Here is a 22,187-nt window from a genome sequence, read left to right as displayed (position 1 = left end):
TGTTGGCGGCATCAGCTTTCTACCGTTCCTCCTGTGCGCGGTAAAGCGACCAGACAAGGATGGCGATGCTGGTGAGCAAGATGCAGATGACGACTGCCGCAATGACGATGCGGTTGCGGTAGAGAAGTCGGAACGCATCCGATTCTTGCGCCGAGTACGATGTGGGGAAATAGCTGTTTGCAGAGAGCGATTCACCTGCATTGACGATGCCCTTATTGATGATTCCCAGCAGCTCGGGCTTGCCGCGCGAAATTAAACACGATAGTTGTGCCGTGTTGGTGAGTTCCTGTGTTTCGAAATCCTCGATGTCGTAGATGTCGCGGAGAGTTTCCAGGCGCGTGCTGGGGACAATGATGCAACGTGCCTTCCCCTCATCGAGGGCTTTGAGCACCTCGCCGTCATTCGAATACTCGGTTACCGTTGCGTTCGGAAAGAGACTTTCGAGCTCAAAACGGTTAACGATTGTGCTCTTTGTACAAGCGATGTTCTTAAGGTCGCTGTTCAGGTTTTTGCCATTGTGAATGGCGGTCAGCGAAACCGTTCCCATCGAGTTTGACTGGATGACCCCTGTCTGCTCGGCGAGCCAGTAGTCGCGAAACAACGGCAGGGCGACATCGATGGTTCCGTTGGAAAGGGCTTTGATCATTTGCTTGTTGTTCGAGAGTGCGATTGTTTTGACCGTAATGTCAAACTTGTCGTGCAACGTCGTTGCAAGCGAGGCGAGCGACCCTTCCATCTCGCCGTCGTCATTTTGCGTACAGTAGGGAAGTTGGTTTTTAAGATAGCCGAGCGTGATGGTATTGCCGTTTTCTTTGAGCCAGGTGGTCTCGGTGCCGGTGAGCGATGACGAGCCACTGTTTTGGGTCGAGTAACTCGTTTTGACTTCCTCGTTATAGCGCGGGTTATCGCGGGCGATGGTCGTCATGGCGGCGTTGATGTCGTTCATCAGGTCAGGGCGGCTTTTGGGAACGGCAAAATAGTAGTCGCTCGAGCCTACGTAGAACATGGGTGACGCATCGGGCGACGAAATGGTGTCGTTCATGATGACGGCGTCGACCTCGCCGTCTGCAAGCGCCTCAAAGAGGGCGCTGCCGGTGTCGATTTCTTTATAGGTGCAGGTAACGTCTTCGTTGGCGAGCCACTGCTGGCCGACGATAGTTTGCATAACGCCAGAGTTGCAGCCGATGGTGAGGCCTTGGAGCGCCTGAGGGTCACCCTTGGCTAGATCGTCGCGGTCGGGCCTGGCGTAGATATAGTAGCGCTCGGTGCCCTCGGGATTTGAGGAAAAGAGCAGCTTCTGCTCGCGTTCTGCCGAATACGAGATGTTGGGCATGAGGTCGATTTCGCCTGCCTCGAGCATGTCCATAAGCTCGGAGAAGGTGCCGCTAACGTATTCGTATTGCCAGCCCTTTGTGTAATACGAGAGGGTCTGGAGGTATTCGTAGCCCCATCCCGAGAGGCGCTCGCCCGGCGTGCCTTCCTGGAAGCCTTTGTTGTTGACGAGCCAGCCAACGCGGACCGTCTTGACCTGGTGGTCGGAGTCGGCGGCAAAGGCGGGGGCAGGCATGACGGCGCTCAGTACGGTGAGTACGGCAACCGCGACGGCTAGGGTGCGATATAGAGCCAAACGAAGGATGGCGGAAGGTTTCACATGTAATCCTATCGAGTCGAGACAGTATCACATAAGGATACCAGCTCAACCTGCCCACTCAGCCACCGCACCGCTAAACGGTCAGGTAGTCATTGGGGACGTTCTTGTTTGACTAGTCATTTAAGAACGTCCCCAATGACTAGTTCCGTTTGCGGGGGAGGCGTGGGACAATACCGAGCGAATGTGATTGGGCGTCTGGGAAAAGAGGTCGCGATGAACAAGTTGAGGACGCTTGCTGACGTGTTGCGCCAGGCTGGCTTTGCGCGCATCACGGGCCTGTTTCTCGTCTTCTATCTGCTGTGCTCGACGGCCGTCTGGCTGTCCGAGCCCACGACCCTCACGTTTGGCGACGGCCTCTGGTTTAGCTTTGAGACCGTATCGACGATCGGCTTCGGTGATATCCCGGCCGAGACGCCGGTTGCCCGCGCTATCACCGTCGTTTTGAGCGTCATCAGCATCTTCTACATCGCCATGCTCACGGGCGTGGCGGTGAACTACTGCAACACGCTCATCAAGATGCGTCAAAAGGACACCATGGCGCGCTTTATGGACGATCTAGAGCATTTGGAAGAGCTCGATCGTGACGAGCTCGCCGACCTGTCGCGCCGTGTGCGCGAATATCGCCGACGCCAACGCTAGAACGGGCGACGCGCGTCACGACGAGGGGGACTGAATATGAATATCACGGTATACCTGGGCGCGAGCGTCGGCAACGACCCGGCGTTTCTGCCTGCAGTGCGAGAGCTCGGCACGTGGATTGGCTCCAACGGCCACGCGCTGGTATACGGCGGCTCCAAGTCGGGCCTGATGGGCGCGCTTGCCGATAGCGTGCTCAATGCTGGCGGGCATGTGACGGGCGTTGAGCCGAGCTTTTTTATCGAGGCAGAGTTTCAACACGACGGTATTGACGATCTCATCGTGACGAGTGACATGGCCGAGCGTAAGGCCAAGATGATCGAGCTCGGCGACGCGTTCATCGCCTTCCCGGGCGGTACGGGCACGCTCGAGGAGATTGCCGAGGTCATGTCCGCCGTGTCGTTGGGGCATCTCGATGCGCCGTGCATCCTGTACAACCTCGGGGGCTACTACAACGATCTTAAGTCGCTGCTCGGGCGCATGATCGACAAGGGCCTATCGAGCCCGCAGCGCCAGACCGGCATCTACTTTGCCGACGACCTGCGTCAAATCGCATCGATTATCGGCGCCTAAGCCTTAGGCTCATCGCTCGTGCGGCACCCAACGGCACCGTTCGCGGCGTAGATGGTTAGCCCGCCCGAGGCCTGCTCGTCCTACAATAAAACGTATCTTTGTCGATTTGACCACGGGAGGTCCCGATGGATACCCTTGCAAAACCCAAAAACCGTGCGCTGTTCTTAGCGAGCGTGGCTGCGACCGGTGCGTTTGCGGGCACCGCGGTCTGGCTGTTCTTCTTTGCGATGGAGCGCGGTATCGACTATCTATGGACCGAGATCCCGCATATGCTGGGCGTCGCTTCACCCGAGCTCGCGAGCGGCCCGTTCGGGTTTTTGCCGTATCCGTTTTTCGTCTGCCTGCTGGGCGGCCTGCTGATCGGCCTGTACGAAAAGATGACGGGCACCAAGACCGATGACCTCAACCAGGTAATGGCCAAGGTTAAGCAAGACGGTCGCTATCCGTACGACAACCTGGGCAAGCTTTCGCTCGCGGCGTTGCTGCCGCTGCTGTTTGGCGGAAGCATTGGACCGGAGGCCGGCCTGACCGGCGTTATCGCGGGTCTGTGCAGCTGGGTCGGCGACCGCATGCGTCGCTTTGGTGCCGAGTTTAGGCAGCTCACGCTGCTGGGTACCCAGGCCGCCCTGACGGCGCTCTTTACCGCGCCCGTCTTTGGTTTTGTGGCGCCGCTCGCCGGTAGCGCCGATGGCCAGGGCGCCAACGAAGACGAGGATTCCGCCTCCGACGAGATCACCATCAAGCTGCCCAAGGCGCAAAAGACCGTGGTCTACGGCATCGCGATTGCCGGCGGCCTGGGCACCTATCTGCTGCTCGGACAGCTTATGGGCGGCGGTATGGGTATGCCGAGGTTCGAGGCTGCCCAGGTGGGCAACCTTGAGCTTGTCTGGCTTATTCCCCTGGCACTCATCGGTACGGTCTGCGGCTGGCTGTACTTTGTCTCGGAGCACGCGAGCGAGGCGTTGGCCCACACCATAGGGGAGCGCCCTGTCGTCAAGGCCATGCTAGCCGGTCTGGCGCTCGCCATCTGTGGCACGGTCCTGCCCTACACCATGTTTGCCGGCGAGACCCAAGCCGACGTGCTCATGGAGACCTATCTGACCATTCCCGCCGGCGTGCTTATCGCGACCGGTCTTGTTAAGGCCATGCTGACGCCCGCCCTCATCAACCTTGGTTGGCGTGGCGGCCACTTCTTCCCGGTTATCTTCTCGGGTGTGAGCCTGGGCTATGGTCTTGCCATCCTCACCGGCGCCGATCCGGTCTTTTGCGTCGCCGTCTGCACCGCCTCGACGATGGGCGCCGTTATGCGTCAGCCGGTCATGGTTGTGGGCCTGCTGCTCATGTGCTTCCCGCTCAAGGGTATCGTCTGCATGATCATCGCCGCCGTCATCGCGGCGGGCATTCCGCTGCCCAAGCCGCTGCGCAAGTAGCACGGTAGCGCGCGGGCAATACAAACATCTCAAGCCCGGTGTGGGCGCTGTGTCACGGATTTGCGGGTGGACTGAATCTCGCCTGGCACCGACGCTACTTCCAAATCGCGAGCGCGGCGGTGCCCAGCACGATGAGGAAAAGGCCGATGGCGCTTCGATGCGACAGCTTTTCGTTGAAGGCCAGTCGTGCGAACAGCACCGATACGACAATCGATAGTTTGTCGATTTGCACGACGACGCTCACCTGGCCTGCAGCGATGGCGTAGTAGTACAGCAGCCACGACGCGCCGGTCGCAATGCCCGATGCCGCAAGAAATGCGAGTTCGCGCGGGTCAATGCGCGCGACCTGCTCCAGCTTTCCCTTGGCAGCCACGATTGCCCATGCCATAACAAGTACCACACAGGTGCGGATTGCCGTGGCCAGGTTTGACTCGACACCTTCGATGCCGATCTTGGCGAGGACGGAGGTGAGTGCCGCGAACACGGCGGCGCCGAGGGCGTAAGCGAGCCAGGCTCGGTCTTGCTTTTGCTCTGCGCCGACGGACTGCTTTTTCTCGATCATCAAAAACGTGCCGAGCGTGATAACTGCGGTTCCCACGAGCTTGACCGCCAGGTTGCCTGTCTCACCAAAAAGCACTATGGCGATCAGCACGGCGAGCACGGTGCTCATCTTGTCGACGGGTACAACCTTGTTGACGTCTCCGATGCTGAGCGCCTTAAAGTAACAGATCCACGAGGCGCCGGTGGCGAGTCCCGAGAGGGTGAGGAATAGCCAGGCTTTGGCGGGAATGGCGCCGATTGCTCCGATGGATCCAGAAATGCCCGCCATTGCCCAGGCAAATACGAGCACCACGCAAGTACGGATGGCGGTTGCAACGTCGGAGTCGGTGTGCCTGATGCCGCATTTGGCCAAAATGGATGTGATGCCGGCAAAGAAAGCTGATGCAAATGCTGCTGTAACCCACGACACGGGTTGAGCGCCTCCTCATAAAAGACCGCGCCAGATCTGCGGCGCATGCCCGATGATACCGCGCTTGCCTACAGGTCGCGTGTCCGGTAGACCTTGGCGCTGACGATGCAGCTAAGTGCACATAGCACGAGGGCCAGTACCGCAATTCCTGCGCACAGGCAGCCGAGGACGGCGGGATCGGGATTCGCCCCGGCAATCGATATGAGCCAGTTGCTGATGGGGTTGGAGGAGCTCAACGCTGCCATGGCAAGGCACCCGAGCAGGGCAAACAGGCCGACGGAAAGGCGCAGCGCCTCCATGTGTCCAAATCGAAAGAACAGCGGCTGTGCCAAAAACACCATCATGAGGGAGATGAGCATCGATGCGGCGGAGGCTATTGTGGTCTCAAAGACGATCTGTCCCGTCGAGGGCATGCCCGTGTGATCGAAGAACGGAAGGGTGATGATGCTCAAAAGCGCGGCGGCGCACGCCATGACGGCTGAGAAGACAACGATGCACAGGTAGCGGGCACAAATAATGTCTTTGCGCGAGAGGGGCAGCGTTGCCCGATAACGCTCCCATCCGTTTTGATTGTCGAAGCCGGCCAGCGAGCTCATGACCATGATAGGCGACATGGCGCTGACCGCGCAGGCGCCGGCGCTCATGCCGGAATCGCCATTCGATGCGTTGGCGAGGGTCAACACGACGAAGATGAACAGGCCGACGCCCGCGATGCTCGGGACAAGCGTGCGGACGATGGCGAGCTCAGACATAAAGGCGCGTTTCATTTCGAAGCCCCTTTCAGCATGAGGCGAAGATAGTCATCAATGGTTGCCCGGTCGCAGGGAATCTCGGGGAAGGCTTCGAGCGCCTCGCGACGGTTGGGCACGAGCACGTCAACGCTATAGGCGTGGTGGGCGGCACGGGCGCCTTCGACGCAAGCCATGAGCTCGGACGCTTGTGCTTGGGTGCAGTGGGCGATGCCGGCTCGGTCGGTAATGTCCTCGCGCGGCAGGTCAAACACAATCGAGCCGTTATCGATGCAGATGACGCGGTCGGCAGCGCGATCGAGGTCGGACGTAATATGACTCGAGAGCAGCACGCTGCGCTGGCCGTCGGAAACAAAGGCGAGCAGCTCGTCAAGCAGTTCCTCGCGCGCCATGGGGTCGAGGCCCGCAGTGGCTTCGTCCAAAACGAGCAGCTTGGCATTGTGGCTGAGTGCGCAGGCGAGCTGCAGCTTCATGCCCATGCCGCGGGAGAGGTCCTTGACTTTCGTTTTGGGATCGAGGCCAAATCGGTCGATGAGACTGGCGAACGTTTCGCGGTCCCACGTGGGGTATGCCGAGCCTACGAGCGCCTCGACCTCGCCCACCTTGAGCGTGGAGGGGAAGGGACACGTGTCCAGGACAAGCCCGATGCGGGAGCGCAGGTGGCACTGCGTCTCGTCGGGTGCGTTAGCGTCGCGGTGCTGCCCAAACAGGTGCACCTCTCCGGCATCGAGCTTTATAAGCCCAAGCGCGGCGCGAATGGTCGTTGTCTTGCCGGCGCCGTTTGCGCCCACAAAGCCAACGATCTGGCCGGGCTCCACGGCAAGCGTGACGTCGTGGAGGGAAAAGCGGTCGCTCACGCGGCGCGATACACCTTTGAGTTCTAGCAAATATTGCATGGTATAGCCTTTCTTGCAGATGGCTACTGCATGGTTTCGGGGGCTACCAGGTCGAGCATCTCGTGCAGCTTGTCGCGCGTGACGCCCAGGGTTTCGGCTTGCGTTGCTGCCTGTGCGAGCAGCTCTTCGATATGGCAGAGCTGGTTTTCGCGCAAGAGTTCTTGGTTGCCCTCGGCGACAAAGCAGCCCTTGCCCTGCACGGTGCAGATAAACCCGAGCTGCTCCAGGTCGGCGTAGGCGCGCTTGGTGGTGATGACGCTCACGCCAAGATCGCTCGCGAGTGCACGGATGCTGGGGAGTTTGGCTCCCGCAGCGAGCGCGCCCGAAAGGATCTGAGCTTTGACCTGCGAGGATATCTGTTCGTAGATGGGCTTGTCGCTCGAATTGGATAGGATGATGTCCACAGCGGCTCCTTAGCTGTTGGGCTACACGTGTATATAACCGGTAAGCACAGTATATATACACTATGCACAGTTGCGCAAGAGGGAAATATGGGCTCGTCTGTCCCTTCGTTTGTTTGTCTCGATCTGTAACATCTGGAACCGTTTTGAGTGGCTAGATGTTACAGATCGAGATCTTTCTGGGACGTCCACCTGTTTGTCTAAATCTGTAACAGGTAGAGGTTCAAAAACCGTCTAGGTGTTACAGATCGAGACAAACTGCTGCGGAGTGCCGCCATCGACTGCTACCCAGGCCCCAACTGATGAATTTGTCCTGATAGGTGCCCTATGGCGGGATTTCGCGGCTACAATGGTGCGGTTACAACGACGTAATGCACTCAATGCAAGAAAGGATCCGCATGGCAAGCCTGTCGGATGAAATCTCGTCGCGCCGCACATTCGCGATCATCAGCCACCCGGACGCCGGTAAGACCACGCTTACCGAGAAGCTGCTGCTCTATACCGGCAGCATCCAGACTGCCGGTTCGGTCAAGGGCAAGAGCTCGGCCAAGCACGCCGTCTCGGACTGGATGGACATCGAGAAGGAGCGCGGCATTTCCGTTACCTCCTCGGTGCTGCAGTTCACCTATAATGGCGCCTGCGTCAACATCCTCGATACCCCCGGCCACCAGGACTTCTCGGAGGATACCTACCGTACCCTTATGGCCGCCGACGCCGCAGTCATGGTCATCGACGGCGCCAAGGGCGTCGAGGCCCAGACCAAAAAGCTCTTTAAGGTCTGTACGCTGCGTCACATTCCCATCTTCACCTTTGTGAATAAGCTCGACCACGAGGCTCGCGATCCGTTTGAGCTCATGGAAGAGATCGAGAACGTCCTGGGTATCAATACGTATCCCATGAACTGGCCGATCGGCAGCGGCCGCAACTTCCGCGGCGTGTTCGACCGTCAGACCCGTCGCGTCATTGCCTTTGAGGGCGACGGCCACGCCAACGCCACCAAGAAGATCGCCGAGGTCGAGGCCGAGCTGGGCGATCCTTCCATGGACGAGCTTATTGGCGAAGAGAACCATAAGAACCTGATGGACGACATCGAGCTGCTCGATGGCGCCGGCGACGAGCTCGACCTAGATGCCGTGGCCTGCGGCAAGCTGAGCCCGGCGTTCTTTGGCTCGGCGCTCACCAACTTTGGCGTGGAGCCCTTCCTCAAGGAGTTCCTGCGTCTGGCCCCGACGCCGCGCGCCTATACCGATACGCTCACCAGCGAACCGGTCGATCCCTGCCGCGATGACTTTAGCGGCTTTGTGTTTAAGATCCAGGCCAATATGGACAAGAACCACCGCGACCGCATCGCCTTTGTGCGCATTTGCTCGGGCAAGTTCGAGCGTGGCATGGACGCCTTCCACGTGCAGGGCAACCGCAAGCTCAAGCTTGCCACGGGCACGTCGATGATGGCCGATGACCGCGCCATCGTGGACGAGGCGTACGCGGGCGATATCGTGGGCCTGTTCGATCCGGGTATCTTTAGCATCGGTGACACCGTGTGCTCCGGCAAGCGCCACGTGCAGTATCCGCAGATCCCGACGTTTGCCCCCGAGATGTTCGCTCGCATTACGCAGGTCGACACGCTCAAGCGCAAGCAGTTCGTCAAGGGTATGGAGGAGCTTGCCCAGGAGGGCGCCATCCAGATCTTCCGCGAGCTTGGTGCCGGCATGGAGAGCGTCATCGTGGGCGTGGTCGGCGTACTGCAGTTTGAGGTGCTCGAGCGCCGCCTCAAGGCCGAATATCGTGTTGAGGTTCGCCGCCAGCCGCTGCCCTATACGGACATCCGCTGGATTCAGAACGACCCCGATACCATCGATATCCCGGGCCTTTCGCTCACGCGCGACACCCTGCGCGTCGAGGACATGCGCGGCGGTAAGCTGCTGCTGTTCACGAGCCCGTGGAACGTGGATTGGGCAACTGACCACAACCCCGACCTTATCCTGTCGGAGTTTGGCAACGTGGCCTTTTAGCGCATCGGCGCGGTGGCCCTGCGGGGCTGCCGCGCCGTTTACTTGCCTGATGCCGTATGAGCGGCTATCATACCCACCGTCGTCTCAAGACCGGGGCGTCCGAGCAGTTCGGGTCCGATATCCTGCTCGTTAAACCTAAAACCAAAGGAGTACATAATGATCAAGAAGGTCATGGAGGACTACAAGGTCCTGTTGCGGAGCATTCCCGCGGCAACGGTTTCGCTGTTTTTCGTGAGCGTCATCATGATGAACCTGCTGGCCAACAAAGAGCTCATCAGCCTGCCGTATCTGGCACTCGATTGCGGCTTTGTGGTGAGCTGGGTTTCGTTTTTGTGCCAGGACATGATCTGCAAGCGCTTTGGCGCCAAGGCATCCATCAAAATCTCTATCCTCGCGCTGCTGGTCAACCTGGCCGTGAGCCTGTGCTTTTGGGCATGCTCGCTCACGCCCGGCATGTGGGGCGCCTACTACGACACGGGCATGATCGAGGTCAACAGCGCCCTTAACGCCACCATTGGCGGCACCTGGTACGTGGTGCTGGGCTCTTCGCTGGCAATGCTCGTTTCTGCCGTGGTTAATTCCACGCTCAACCAGTCGCTCGGCCGTATGCTCAAAAAGAATAACTTTGCGAGCTTTGCCTTCCGTTCCTATGTGTCCACGGGTGTTGGCCAGTTTATCGACAACCTGGTCTTTGCCATTGTGGTGAGCCATACGTTCTTTGGTTGGACCTGGGTGCAGGTCCTTATGTGCTCGCTGACCGGCGCTGTTGCCGAGCTGCTGTGCGAGGTCTTCCTGAGCCCCGTGGGCTACAAGGTCGTGCGTGGCTGGGAGCGTGAGAATGTGGGCGCCGAGTACCTCGAGCGCCACGCAACCGCCTAAGGAGCAAGTATGCGGGTTTTGATCACGGGCGCTTCGGGCGGTATCGGAGCCGCGTGCGTGCAGCGCTTTTTGGACGAGGGCCACGAGGTCGTGGGCTTTGACCTGCTGCCGGCGACGGTTGAGCACGAGCGCTACCGCCATCTGATCGTTGATGTACGCGAGCCTAACTCGTTTCCAGGCGACCTTGAGCCTCAGGTAATCGTGAACGTTGCCGGTACGCAGGATTCGGCCGATGACATTGCCGCCAACCTGCGTGGCACCATCAACGTGACCGAGCGCTACGCCTTTGTGGGAGAGGGGCTTGCCGCCAAGCCGGCGCCTGCTATCCAATCCGTGGTCAATGTGGGGTCGGCGAGCGGACATACGGGATCGGAGTTTCCCGCCTATGCTGCCAGCAAGGGTGGCGTTATCGCCTACACCAAGAACCTTGCAAACCGCCTGGCGCCGCAGGCCATCGCCAACAGTGTGGACCCGGGCGGCGTTATCACGCCGCTCAATCGTTGCGTGATGGAAGACGAGCACCTGTGGAACCAGATTATGGAGCTCACGCCGCTTAAACGCTGGGCCACCGCCCAAGAGATCGCCGAGTGGATCTACTTTGTGGGCGTGACCAACCGGTTTATGACCGGGCAGAGCCTGCTGATCGATGGCGGCGAGGCCGGCCGCACTCAGTTTATCTGGCCTGAATAACAAAACGCGCCCGATGGCAAGGTTGCCTCGGGCGCGTTTTGCATCATTAATTGCTAACTTTAGCTGGGTATTATCTCTGTAAAGTGCCTTTGAGCTGGTAGACTAAACCCCGAAATATAAAAGGGGGCATATTGGGGCTGTTCGGTTCACACGAGAAGCGCGACGCGGACCGAGGGCGTCGATTGTTTGAAGAGGCGCTTGCGCAGCAAGGGCCCAACGTTGCGCTGGTTTTGCGCGCCAGCGACTGCTTTCCGCTCTACATCACTCCAAACTTTGAACGCGTATTTGGTGTATCGCCCGAGCGTATTAGCGACGACATCGAGACGCTGTACCGCTTTATCCCCGATAGCGACCGCGTGCGCATGCAGCGACAGGTGAGGGAATGGGACCATGTGACCCCGCTGAACCTCCTGTGCACCTACCATGCGCCCCACGGAGCAAAGCCGCAGCTCAGCATAAGGTTTACGATTTCGCTCATTCAGGACGGCGCGCAGTACCTGGTTTCTGCAGTCGATGTAACGGCCGAAAACGAGCGCATCGCCAAGGTGGAGGCAGAGCGCGATCGCGCCGTCGAGACCGCCAACGCGCGCACGGACTATATGAACCAGATGAGCCACGAGATCCGCACGCCGCTCAATGGCATCGAGGGAATGATTTCGCTTGCCCGTGAGCACCATGCGGATGAGCCTCGCCTAATGGACGACCTGTCTCGCGCCTCGCAGCTTTCTGCCTATTTGCTTTCGCTTATCAACGACATGCTCGACATGAGCCGCCTCAACAGCGGGCGTGTGCGCCTTGACGCCGCGCCGTTTGACATACGTCTGTTTGCCGACGAGATTGAGCGCATGTTTACCTTGCAGGCAGCCGACAAAGGGCTTGCGTACTCGGTCAATCTCGAGGACTGCGAAAACGTTTTTGTCGTGGGCGACCGCATGCGCCTGTCGCAGATCGTCATCAACTTTATCTCCAACGCAGTCAAGTTTACCGAGCAGGGCGGCAGCGTTACCGTAACCCTGCGCGAGATGTACCAGACAGACGGCGGCGTGAGCTATATGCTGCGCGTGCGCGACACAGGCAAGGGCATGGATCCGCGCTACGTCAGCAAGATCTTTAAGCCGTTTGAGCAGGAGGACCGCACCATTGCGCGCCGCTACGGCGGAACGGGCTTGGGTATGGCCATCACGAGCGCGCTCGTCGACCTGATGGGCGGCGAGATCGTCGTCGATACCGAGCCTGGACGCGGTTCGACGTTTTCGGCCTACATCCCGCTGCGACTTGCCACGCCGGAGCAGGTCGAGGAGCTCAAGATTAAAGAGCAGACGCTCGAGACGGCGTCCGATTCCATGGGGTCGTCGTTTACCTACCAGTTTGAGGGCAAGCGATTCCTGCTGGCCGAGGATAACGAAATCAATGCCATGATCGTGATTGAGCTGCTGGCAAGACGAGGCGCGGCGGTCGATCGTGCCGAGAACGGTCAGGCGGTCGTCGAGCGATTCCGGAGCATGCCCGTGGGCACGTACGATGCGATCCTCATGGATATTCAGATGCCCGTGCTCAACGGCTGGGAAGCGGCGGAGCGGATTCGAGGGCTCGATCGTGAGGACGCCGGCGCCATTCCCATCATTGCGCTTTCTGCCAATGACTACACAGAGGACGTTGAGCGCTCGCGCAGTGTGGGCATGAACGGACATGTGGGCAAGCCCATCGATCTGAACGTTTTGAAAGCACAGCTGGCGGCCGCGACGGCCGAGGCAGCTTACCGAGGAAATGAGTAACCGTGATTGTCGAACAGTCCAACAGCATCATCAACGAAGTGAGCCGCGCCCTGCTGGGCAAGCGCGATGTGATCGAGAAAGCTCTCATGGCCATCTATGCCGGCGGCCATATCCTGCTGGAGGATGTGCCCGGCACCGGTAAGACGACACTGGCCCTGGCGCTTTCGCGCGCGCTGGGCCTGGACTTTAAGCGCGTGCAGTTTACGCCCGATACGCTGCCCTCGGACATTACGGGCTTTACGATGTTCGACCGCGATGCCGGCGTGTTCCGTTTTGTGTGGGGTGCGGTCAACTGCAACATGCTACTGGGCGACGAGATCAACCGTACCAGCGCAAAGACGCAGTCGGCCCTGCTCGAGGTTATGGAAGAGCGCGCGGTGACAATCGATGGGCAGACGCATCAGGTCCCGCGTCCCTTCGTGTGCATCGCAACCGAGAACCCGGTGGGCTCGGCAGGTACTCAGCCGCTGCCCGATAGCCAGCTCGACCGCTTTATGGTTCGTCTGTCCGTTGGCTATCCGTCGCGCCAGGACCAGATTGATATCCTCAAGGCCCGTCGCTATGTCAACCCGCTCGACGACATTAAGCCCATGGTTGCCTGCGATGATCTGCTCGATATCCAAAACTACCTGGGCAATGTACAGGTTGCCGACACGGTGCTGGATTATATCGTCCGCCTGTGCGAGGAGACCCGTAATGACGATCTTGTCGAGCTGGGCGTGAGCCCCCGCGGCATTATCGCGCTCACCCGCATGGCGCGCGCCTGCGCATTGATTCGTGAGCGCGACTATGTGGTGCCCGAGGACGTGCGCGAGGTATTTAAGGCTGTTTGCGCCCACCGTCTCGTTTTACGCCCCCAGGCGCGTGTTGAATCGATTGGCGCCGCCGACGTCCTCGACCGCATCCTCGCTGCCGTTCCCGCCCCGTCTATGGGTCAGGTTCGCGGCCGCTCGTAGCGGATCGTTTACCTTTTGCGTCCTACGTTACGCCCATGATTGCCAACAAGATTACCTATATCGTGTCCGTCGCGCTCCTGCTCGCCACGTTTGTGTTTACCGCCAATGCGGCCGCGCTCGCTGCTGCCGCGGCGTTGATCGCCATGCCCGTGATTACGGTGGCGGCGTGCCGTTCGAGCGTTGCCCTGCTCAAGCTTAGCTTTGAGCTTCCCCGGTCGTGTGTTGTCAACGCGCCTCTTGTATTGCGCATCACACTGGATCGCCCGCTTATGTTTCGCGGTCGTATGGAGCTGTCGTTTTCGGTTTATAACCAGCTGACGGGAGCGCGGACAGTCTATCCCGTAAGTCTTGCCCCCGCGACGGGCAGGCCCGCTTTGTTTGAGCTGGAGCTCGATTCGACCGTCTGCGGTGCGCACACGATTACCCTTGACACCGCGCGCCTGGTCGATGAGATGGGCTTTACGTCGCTTGCTCTCGAGAATGCAGACTTTCATGGGTTGTTTACGGTCTATCCCGAGGTGCTCGACATCCAGGTTGTTCCTAACCAAAGTGCTTCTGCCGGTCTTGAGGGCACGAGCTACGATCCCCATCGAAGCGGCCAAGATGCCTCCGAGGTCTTTGACATAAGGCCCTATCACGAGGGCGATGCCGTTAAGTCGATTCACTGGAAGCTGTCGACGCGTTTTGACGACATGCTGGTGCGCGAGGCTTCGCGCCCACAAGACCACGCTATTGCCATCTTGTTTGGTGCGTTTGCGTGCGACTTTGAGCACGCAAGCCACGCTGAGGTTCTTTCTGCGGTGCTGGGTTTTACCGCATCGATATCGCTGGCGCTTATGCGTCAGGGATACCATCATGTGGTCGTGGCTGCCCCCGAAGGCTCTTTGGCTGTCTATCCCGTTGATGACCGACGTGGGTTCAATAGGATGCTTGATGCTTTGACGGCAACGCCGCTTGGCCCTGCCTATCCAACATCGCACGAGCACTATGCCAAGCTCGTGGCAGCAAAGGGCATTGGCAAAACGGTGCTGGTAACGGTGGGCGTCGATGAACAGGCCTATATCGAGATAGGCCGTCTGACCGATCTATCGGTACTCCATGTGTCGGATTCGGTCGAGTCGTATAGCATCGAGCACGGAGCCAACTACATCATCACGCATTGCCCGGTATCGAGTGATTCGGCCCGTATCAAGAGTCTGGAGCTCTAAGATGAACTTTGTGACTCTTACCTCGACGGAGCGCATCGCTTCGAATGGTCGCGTTGTTGCTATGTTCCTGTCGGTGGCTCCCGCGGTTTTATTGTCTGCGGGCTTCTGCTGCACAATTGCTCGGTGCCTGAGTGCAACGTACATGGGGATAATGCTGGCCGTTGCCGTTGGCGTGGCCGTTGCGCTGGGCGCTTTGGGCGTTTTGATGGCTTCGAAAAAGGCTCCCCTCTGGATTGCCTTGGCTGCGGCGTCCGTAGCGCTTTTATGCGCGCTCTTGATTCCTTCGGCACGCTGGGGCTTCTATGCGTGCGTCAATACCGTTATCGCTCGCGTCAACTCGATCTGTGAACTGTATATTCCATTGGTGGCAGACGCCGGTCTGCTGTGTGAAGCCGTGTCGCTGGCGGTGCTCGCCGGCATGTTTGCCGGCTCACTCGCCTGGCTTTTTGCCAACTTGAGCGTTTCGTGGCCCACGCTCTTAATCATCGTTATCTGCGGCTCGGCTTCCATGGCGCTGCAGCTTGGTGATTCTGCGATGTCTATGACGCTGGGCGTTGCGGGCTGGCTTGTCCAGTGCCGTGCTGACGAGTTGCGGGGCTCTACGGTAGGTTTGCCCCAGGTTCTATTTGGTCTTGGCGGCCTGTGCGCCGCATGCGGTGTTCTCTTTGCGCTGATCGCTGCCCTTGTGCAGCCTCTTCCCGAGGTGTCCGCCCTGTCGGCGTCTGCCGTCAAAGCGGTCCAGAACGTTCGATTTGGGGATGATTCGCTGCCCGAGGGCGACCTTTCGCAAGCGGCGGACATGAACGAAGGCGAGTCCACGACGCTGTCGCTTGCCGCCAGCAAGACGCTCGGCGACGATCTACTCATGAAGGGTTTTGTGGGCACGACGTTTGATGGCATGTCTTGGGGGCGCGGCGACTGGATGTCCTACGAGGGTGAATGGTCCGGCATGCGTGATTGGCTGCGCCAGAACGGTTTGACGGTAGCCGAGCAGCGCGCCGCGTTTGACGCCGAGGCCGAGCGCGAGGGTGGCGAGCCTGTCGAGGCGGTTGAGATTTCGGTCGATGCGTCGGGCGCCAACCGCAGATACACCTATGCTCCCTATACGCTGCGCTCGCTGGGCGGTACCGGTGCAATGTTGACGGCCTCGACGATGCTAAGCATGGACCTTTTGCCGTCTAAGGCGTATCGCGTGATTGTCGATAACGTGCCGGTGGATGACGTCATTGCAGATTCGAGCTGGCTGGCGTCCTCCAAGAGCGACTATGCAAAAAGCGAGCGGGTGTACGCCGCTTTTGTTCGCGATAATTACTTGGACGTTCGCGAAGAGGAGCGGGATGCCATCGATGCATACCTGTTCTCGAGCGACAGCTGGGATGCTGGGGCGACTGTTTCGGATACAGCCGTGATCAGTCGCGTGCGCACGATGTTGGCTTCGCTTGCGGGACAGACGGATAACCCGCCAACCTATACCGGGGCGACGTCGTTTGTCGCGTGGTTCTTGGGCACGGCGCACGAGGGCAACTCTGCCTACTTTGCCACGGCGGCGACGCTCGCGTTTCGATCTCAGGGAATTCCCGCGCGCTATGTCGAGGGCTATCGGGCAGAAGATGATCAGCTGGCCGCTGCTGTTGGGGCAGGCGTGGCGCTCAACTTGACGGCTGCCGATGCGCACGCGTGGACCGAGATCTACCTTGACGGTCAGGGATGGACGCCCGTGGAGGTCACCCCTGGATACTATAGCCAGACGCTCGATGCCGATAAGATTATCGATGTGGGCGAGGCATGGAGCAACGGCGCCAACGATAAGACGCTCGATGCGGGCTCGGTCGCAGGACAGGCCGAGGATAAGCATCGCGAGGATGTGCCGGTAATGTATAACATCCCCGTTGTGGCCAAAGTTGGGGTCGGTTTGATCGGCACGGCGATTGCCGCCCTGCTCGCTCTGTTTGTTCGCAGGTTTGTCTTGCGCGCTCGGCGCACGCGGGCTATCGAGAGTGATGAGCAGGATATATGCGTGCCGGCACTCTACGGCTATCTTGCCCTTGTGATGAACCAAAGCGGTCTCGACGCCTTTGACGAGACCAAGCCGCTCGATTGCCTGGATGCCTTTGCTGCAGTGTTCCCCCAGATCGACCCGTGGGAATACCGTCGAGCGATTCGACTTCATCAAGCTTATGCGTTTGGTGGCCGCCAGCTTAGACCGAACGAGTTGCGCACGCTCCGACGTTTTACCGAACGCCTGCATCGGAGCATGCCGGTTCCGCAAACTGTTATTGAACGCTTCCGTCGCTACATGCTGTACGCGTTGTAGAGGGAGTAGGTCTACGTGTTTTCTAAACATCCTCAACATATGGCGGCGCACAAGAACGCGGTGTCGGCCAAATTAAAAGGCCCGCGGAATGCGTCCGCGCGTGTTCAGCATGCCGCTAAAAATATGTATGGTGCCAAGCCTTTGGCTGCAACGCGCGTTGTGGCGGCGGCGGTTTCGGTTGCTGCGGTCGGCGTATTTGGCACGGTCGCCTTTGAGTTGGCCCAGAGTAATCTGAGCTTCGACCCTTCGGGGTATATCGCTGCATACAGTCACGGTGACGCGGAGTCCGGCGAGGCGTATCGGATCAGTCCGCTCTCGACGGATGCCGAGGCAAATCGTCATGACGAGGATAGCGACAACCGGGAAACGAGCGCACGCGAGCAGCGGGCACCGCTCGATAATGCGCAGGGACAGGCAAATCTGACGGGGCAAAGCGGCACGACTGCCTATAACGTTACCGGCAACGCCGATGGAACGGGCGTAGGGGCTGCGGGCGGTTCGGGCGCCGGCGCGGGCGGCGCTGGTGGCTCGGGAGGCGGACAAAACGTTCCCGTTATCAATGCGGGTGGAACGTCTGGCGGTAGCGCCGGCGGTGGCGCAGGCACAAACGGTGCTGGCGGTAGTTCCAGCCCGGGCGGCTCGGCCACCTCGACGGCCAATTCCTATAAGTACCTGCTCCAGGATCCCGCACCCCAAAAGGGCGCCCCTATGGGAGACACAACGTTCTTTACGCAGTTTAACGGTGCGGCTGGATCGATCGATCCCAACAAGGTGCAAATTGAGCCCATGGTGGATGCAATCTACGACGGGCAAATGCTCGATGCCTGGACGCTGTTCTGCGCCATGGATGTCCACTGGAGCGATGACATCGGCCTGTACTACCTTGCCTGCAGCAAGGACGAGTTCGCCACGTTTCCGTACTTTCGCATCAACTCGTGGACCAATGCCGCGGGCGAGCAGAATCCGGCTCTGTGCTCGAGCCAGCCGCTCACGGTAAGCGTCTCGCTGCGCTTGTCGCAGGATACGGCGTGGACGACACGAACCGTTACCATCCAGCCGGCGCAGTCGCGCCTGTTTGTGGTCGGCCAGCCCGATTCGATGGGCCAGCGTAGTGTGATTTGGAGCACGCTGAGCTCCAAGGAGAACCTGCTGGGCGTCAACACACAAGAAGCCTTTATGAAGCAGGCGGGGCATGTCGATTCGGAAGGTTACCTCAATGCCTTGTTGCTGGGGTGGCGCGAGAACGAGGCAGCCGTCCCGTATTTCTACACGCTGACGCCCGGTCGCCATGTGGTGGTTCCCGGCGATGTCGTGTCCATCGATCCCGCCTACAAGGTGCGCTTTCAGGGCTATGCCCTCGACGAGGACTATCGCTTTGACGACGACCCGACCAGCCTCAATAACTCACGCCTGCAGACGCTTGTCGATGTGGACGAGTCGGTCGTGTCTGTTGATGGCGGGGGCGAGACGCTCAGCGTTCCGCAGGGTGTGCAGGCGGTCGACGCCTATACCGACAGTCGTCAGCGTGAAGTCTTTACGTGGCAGATCAACAATCTAGAGCTACCGTCCTCGGTGTACTACGTCAACGTTAATGCGGGCTTTCAGGTGCTCGATGCCTACCGTGTCGCATCGGATAACCCCGTCTATGCCGCAACGGATGAGGGTATCTTGACCTCTCGCGATGGCAAGGAGTATCTGGGCGTTCCCTACCATACGCGCGAGCTCGATGTTCCCGCCGATATTACCCATGTCGTCATTCCCGATCGCAATAAGCTCGATCGTATTGTTCTGCACGCATCCAAAGAGGGCGAGTTGCCCCAGATTGACGTGAGTAAGCTGCAGGACTGTACCCTGGTCGTTGACGATGCCGCGCTGCTCGATTTTATTACCGAGCACGCGGACGAACTAGAGAATACCTACGGCGTATACGTGTCGCCCGCGACCAACCCTAGTGTCCAGCTCACGTACTCACAGGGGCTGGTGTACAACATTAATTCGCAGCTCGAAAGCGACCTGTGCTATGTGCTCGATACGGGTTCCAATATTGCCCTGGTGCAGATTTCCAACACCATCAAGAAGGGTGCCTTTGCGGGCAACACGTCGGTTGACACGCTGGTACTCATGCCGTGGTTTGACGATAGGGTGACGCTCGAGGACGGCAGCCTTGCGGGCGGTTCCGTGCGGACCATCGTGTGCGCAACCGACGAGCAGGTCGCGTATGTCGAGCAGCATAAGGCTGCTGCCGGTGCACCCGATGCGCGCGTGATTAAGATGAGCCTGTCTCAAGATGGGTACTTGTATTATGCCAACGCTGGCAAGACGATTTTGCTGTCCGCTGCAGGCGATGAGGATGGCAACCTGTCCGCGACCTTTGACGGCACCTTGCTTACGGATGGCGGCAAGCAGCTCCAAGTAGATTCCATCGCACCGTATGCTTTCTCGGGCGATGCGGAGCTCAGGTTTGTCAATCTGGGCGAGAAGACGAGTGCCATCGGCCGTAACGCGTTTGAGAACTGCCAAAACCTTCAAGGTGTGTTTATCGGCACGCCTGATAGCATCGAGGTGGGGGCTGATGCCTTTAAGGGCTGTACGAGCCTGGGCTTTGTGGCGTCGCGTGCTAAAAAGGCTGTCTTTGCCACGACCGAGAATCCCAATCCGGCCGGCTGCACCTGGTATGCGCCCGATGGCGAGCTGCAGGGCTACGACAGCCGCTTTGTCACTGTCGACGGCATTTACGATTTTGCTTGCGATGCCCAAAGCGACGACGCGCCCCTTCTCTACGGCTATTACGATGGCGACGAGGAAGGCAAGCCAAGCATCCTGCTCGGTGCGCCCTCGATGCTCAACGGTACGATTGAGCTGCTGCCGAGTACGATTGAGATCTTTGGCGGCTATTCCTTGTCTGGCGCCAAGGACCTGCCTGGTGCCTTTGAGGGGATCGGAGGCGCGTGGGATGTCGATTGGGCTTCGGCTCCCAAGCTGGCATATATCGATCGCTATGCCTTCAGGAATTCCGGCATCGCCGGCGACCTGAACATCGATCTTCCCGATAACGATATCTACGTCGGCGTGTCGGCGTTCGAAGGCTGCACGAATCTTGTCTCGGCGTCTGTGCACGCGGCAACGATCGAAATCAGCGATCAGGCATTCATGGACTGCCCGAGGCTCGCGAGTGCATCGTTTGTGGCGGATACCAATGGCGACTACGACGCAGCTACGGGTGCGGGCTCTCGAAACTACCTGGCGTCATCGGTGTTTGGCAATGATGCCGCCTTTACGAACTTGACCGTCGGTACCGGTATCGCGACGCTGGGCTATCCATCGCCGGGTGTGGGTTTCTTCTTGGACGGCGCAACCGATGTCCAAGAGGAGGCCGGCCGCATTCACCTGTCGTTGCCCAGCGGCATGGAGCAGGACTACCTCAATGCATGGGTCTACGGACTCATTGGCTACGACGACTACGACACGTATTATGGCGTTGTGGAATTTGGCATGCTTTCCGATTGGTTCATGGGGGAGGGTCCGGAGCCGACGGCCGATGCGGTTAGGGCGCAGATGGCTCAGAACCTATTGGAGCCCGAGAATCGCCTGCGAACCATGATGGGGCTGCCGTTGGTCGAGGCTTCTACGGTAATACAGGCGGGTGGCGATGCGGCCGAGAGCCATGAATGGGAGATAGAGGACAACGGTGACGGTACTGCCACGCTGGTCTCGGCGCCGTCTGATATCGAACGGGCCGATTTAGCGAGCGTGTTGACGGGGCCAACCGTAATCGACTCGAACGCCTTCTCGCGCTGCTCGAACCTCACCGAGATTGAGCTGTGCGATAAGGTGGTCGGCATCCAGAGCGGCGCGTTTATGGGCTGTAGCGATGTGACGGTGACGCTGCCTTCTGGCTGCCCGCTGCCGGAGTTGCTGGGCGGGATGGAGAGCATGCCGTTCTCGTTTGGCGGCAACGTGGCGCTCGATATTGCCGAGGCCGATCGCGAATCGCTGCTCAAGACATGGCCTCGTCAGATGGTGGGAGTTGCCACGGATGACGAGGAAGCCGACTACGTTGAGAGCAAGTGGTTCGGCAACGTCAACATGGATACGTTTGAGTCGCCGACGTTCGATGTGCTCAATAAGGCTGTAAATGAGCCCATCATGGAGTGTGAGAATTGCCTGCGCTCGCTGATGGGCATGGAGGCCATAAGCGATATCGGCGAGCTCGCCGCCCCCATCGATATCAATAAGTATCCGCAGTATTGGATTGCCAGCTAGGCAGGTTATGAGACGAGGCGGCCCCAGTCGATGGGGCTGCTGCCGTTTTGCTCGAGCAACTCGTTGGCAGTGGAGAAGGGGCGCGACTCCATAAAGGCCGGGAGTTCTGCCGTGGCACGGTTTGCCGAAAGCGGCGAGGGATGCGTAGAGGCTAGGCAGAACTTGTCGCCTGCCTTGCCCGCGCCGGTCGCGGCGAGCTTGCCCTCGACCATCTGCTGGGCAAAGCGGCCCCATGCCAAAAAGACGACCGGCTGGGGCAGCTGGCAGCAGCGCTCGATAACGTAGTCGGTAAGCGTGCTCCAGCCCAGCTTGGCATGCGAGTTCGCGGCATGCTCGCGCACGGTGAGCGTTGTGTTGAGGAGCAGGACGCCCTGTTGAGCCCAGGGGGTGAGGTCTCCCGTGGCGGGAATGGGGCAGTCCAGATCGGCTTTGAGCTCCTTATAGATGTTGCGCAGGCTCGGCGGCAACTTGGTTTGCGTCGCGGGGACCGAAAACGACAGCCCCATGGCCTGGTTGGGCCCGTGATAGGGGTCTTGACCCAAGATGACGACCTTGACCTGGTCGGCCGGCGTGTAGGCGAGGGCATTGAGGATGTCGTCTTGTGCCGGGTAGATGGTCTGCTCGGCACGCAAAAGGGCGATGCGCTCGAGCAGCTGGTTCGTCGTGTCACGTACCGGCTGCGGCGCATCGCCCAACCAAGTTGCTATGTTGCGGTCGCGGGTTGCGGTGTCCATGGGGCTCCTTTATGGCAGATGCTCTGTTGGTATCTATTGTAAAGGCGCAC

Annotated in this window: 17 protein-coding genes; 11 read left to right on the top strand and 6 right to left on the bottom strand. The window is 59.4% G+C overall.

All coding sequences use genetic code 11. The features are described 5' to 3' along the window. Positions 1-19 precede the first annotated feature (19 nt). Positions 20-1,651: an ABC transporter substrate-binding protein gene (locus DWX63_RS04730; protein ID WP_117842969.1), complete on the bottom strand. Its 1,632-nt coding sequence runs from the start codon at positions 1,649-1,651 to the stop codon at positions 20-22. Between the two features lie 213 nt (positions 1,652-1,864). Between DWX63_RS04730 and DWX63_RS04725 the strand changes: the two genes are divergently transcribed. The 3 genes from DWX63_RS04725 (at position 1,865) to DWX63_RS04715 (ending at position 4,290) form a co-directional block, all read left to right on the top strand. Next, a complete protein-coding gene (locus tag DWX63_RS04725; protein WP_055252221.1) occupies positions 1,865-2,290 on the top strand; it encodes a potassium channel family protein in 426 nt (141 codons plus the stop codon). A gap of 36 nt (positions 2,291-2,326) precedes the next feature. Next, positions 2,327-2,860, top strand: a complete 534-nt coding sequence (locus tag DWX63_RS04720) for a TIGR00730 family Rossman fold protein (RefSeq protein WP_117758274.1) — start codon at positions 2,327-2,329, stop codon at positions 2,858-2,860. A 125-nt stretch (positions 2,861-2,985) separates the two neighbouring features. Continuing rightward, positions 2,986-4,290, top strand: a complete 1,305-nt coding sequence (locus DWX63_RS04715) for a chloride channel protein (protein ID WP_117842968.1) — start codon at positions 2,986-2,988, stop codon at positions 4,288-4,290. 94 nt (positions 4,291-4,384) lie between these two features. Here DWX63_RS04715 and DWX63_RS04710 read toward each other — a convergent pair whose 3' ends face one another. The 4 genes from DWX63_RS04710 to DWX63_RS04695 form a co-directional block, all read right to left on the bottom strand. Continuing rightward, a complete protein-coding gene (locus DWX63_RS04710) occupies positions 4,385-5,260 on the bottom strand; it encodes an EamA family transporter (protein WP_117640579.1) in 876 nt (291 codons plus the stop codon). Between the two features lie 68 nt (positions 5,261-5,328). Continuing rightward, on the bottom strand, positions 5,329-6,012 hold the full coding sequence (locus DWX63_RS04705) for an ABC-2 transporter permease (RefSeq protein WP_158559611.1): 684 nt from the start codon (positions 6,010-6,012) through the stop codon (positions 5,329-5,331). A gap of 11 nt (positions 6,013-6,023) precedes the next feature. Then, the gene (locus DWX63_RS04700; RefSeq protein ID WP_117842966.1) at positions 6,024-6,905 is read right to left on the bottom strand and encodes an ABC transporter ATP-binding protein; all 882 of its coding nucleotides are present in this window, start codon (positions 6,903-6,905) and stop codon (positions 6,024-6,026) included. A gap of 23 nt (positions 6,906-6,928) precedes the next feature. Further along, entirely contained in the window at positions 6,929-7,309 is a 381-nt protein-coding gene (locus tag DWX63_RS04695) for a GntR family transcriptional regulator (RefSeq protein ID WP_117743314.1), read from the bottom strand. Between the two features lie 395 nt (positions 7,310-7,704). Here DWX63_RS04695 and DWX63_RS04690 point away from each other — a divergent pair, with 395 nt between their 5' ends. From DWX63_RS04690 to DWX63_RS11645, 8 genes are all read left to right on the top strand, one after another. Then, positions 7,705-9,318 (top strand): peptide chain release factor 3, encoded by a 1,614-nt coding sequence (locus DWX63_RS04690; protein ID WP_117842965.1) that lies wholly within the window; start codon positions 7,705-7,707, stop codon positions 9,316-9,318. 156 nt (positions 9,319-9,474) lie between these two features. After that, entirely contained in the window at positions 9,475-10,197 is a 723-nt protein-coding gene (locus DWX63_RS04685; RefSeq protein WP_233514471.1) for a VUT family protein, read from the top strand. Positions 10,198-10,206: 9 nt separating this feature from the next. Next, entirely contained in the window at positions 10,207-10,887 is a 681-nt protein-coding gene (locus tag DWX63_RS04680; RefSeq protein WP_117842964.1) for an SDR family NAD(P)-dependent oxidoreductase, read from the top strand. A gap of 131 nt (positions 10,888-11,018) precedes the next feature. Then, entirely contained in the window at positions 11,019-12,662 is a 1,644-nt protein-coding gene (locus tag DWX63_RS04675) for an ATP-binding protein (protein WP_117842963.1), read from the top strand. A 2-nt stretch (positions 12,663-12,664) separates the two neighbouring features. Then, positions 12,665-13,618 (top strand): MoxR family ATPase, encoded by a 954-nt coding sequence (locus DWX63_RS04670; protein WP_199411098.1) that lies wholly within the window; start codon positions 12,665-12,667, stop codon positions 13,616-13,618. A gap of 35 nt (positions 13,619-13,653) precedes the next feature. Beyond that, positions 13,654-14,826, top strand: coding sequence for a DUF58 domain-containing protein (locus DWX63_RS04665; protein WP_117842962.1), 1,173 nt, complete (start codon positions 13,654-13,656; stop codon positions 14,824-14,826). Position 14,827: 1 nt separating this feature from the next. Next, positions 14,828-17,140 (top strand): transglutaminase-like domain-containing protein, encoded by a 2,313-nt coding sequence (locus DWX63_RS04660; protein ID WP_158559610.1) that lies wholly within the window; start codon positions 14,828-14,830, stop codon positions 17,138-17,140. 141 nt (positions 17,141-17,281) lie between these two features. Then, complete coding sequence (locus DWX63_RS11645; RefSeq protein WP_147336056.1) at positions 17,282-21,403, top strand: leucine-rich repeat protein; 4,122 nt, start codon at positions 17,282-17,284, stop codon at positions 21,401-21,403. 5 nt (positions 21,404-21,408) lie between these two features. Here DWX63_RS11645 and DWX63_RS04650 read toward each other — a convergent pair whose 3' ends face one another. After that, a complete protein-coding gene (locus DWX63_RS04650; RefSeq protein WP_117842959.1) occupies positions 21,409-22,137 on the bottom strand; it encodes a uracil-DNA glycosylase in 729 nt (242 codons plus the stop codon). Between the last annotated feature and the right edge of the window lie 50 nt (positions 22,138-22,187).

This window comes from Collinsella sp. AF20-14LB, from assembly GCF_003459505.1.
GTDB lineage: Bacteria > Actinomycetota > Coriobacteriia > Coriobacteriales > Coriobacteriaceae > Collinsella.
The sequence above is the reverse complement of the archived record's forward strand: the minus strand, read 5'-3'. Positions and strand labels throughout refer to the sequence as shown.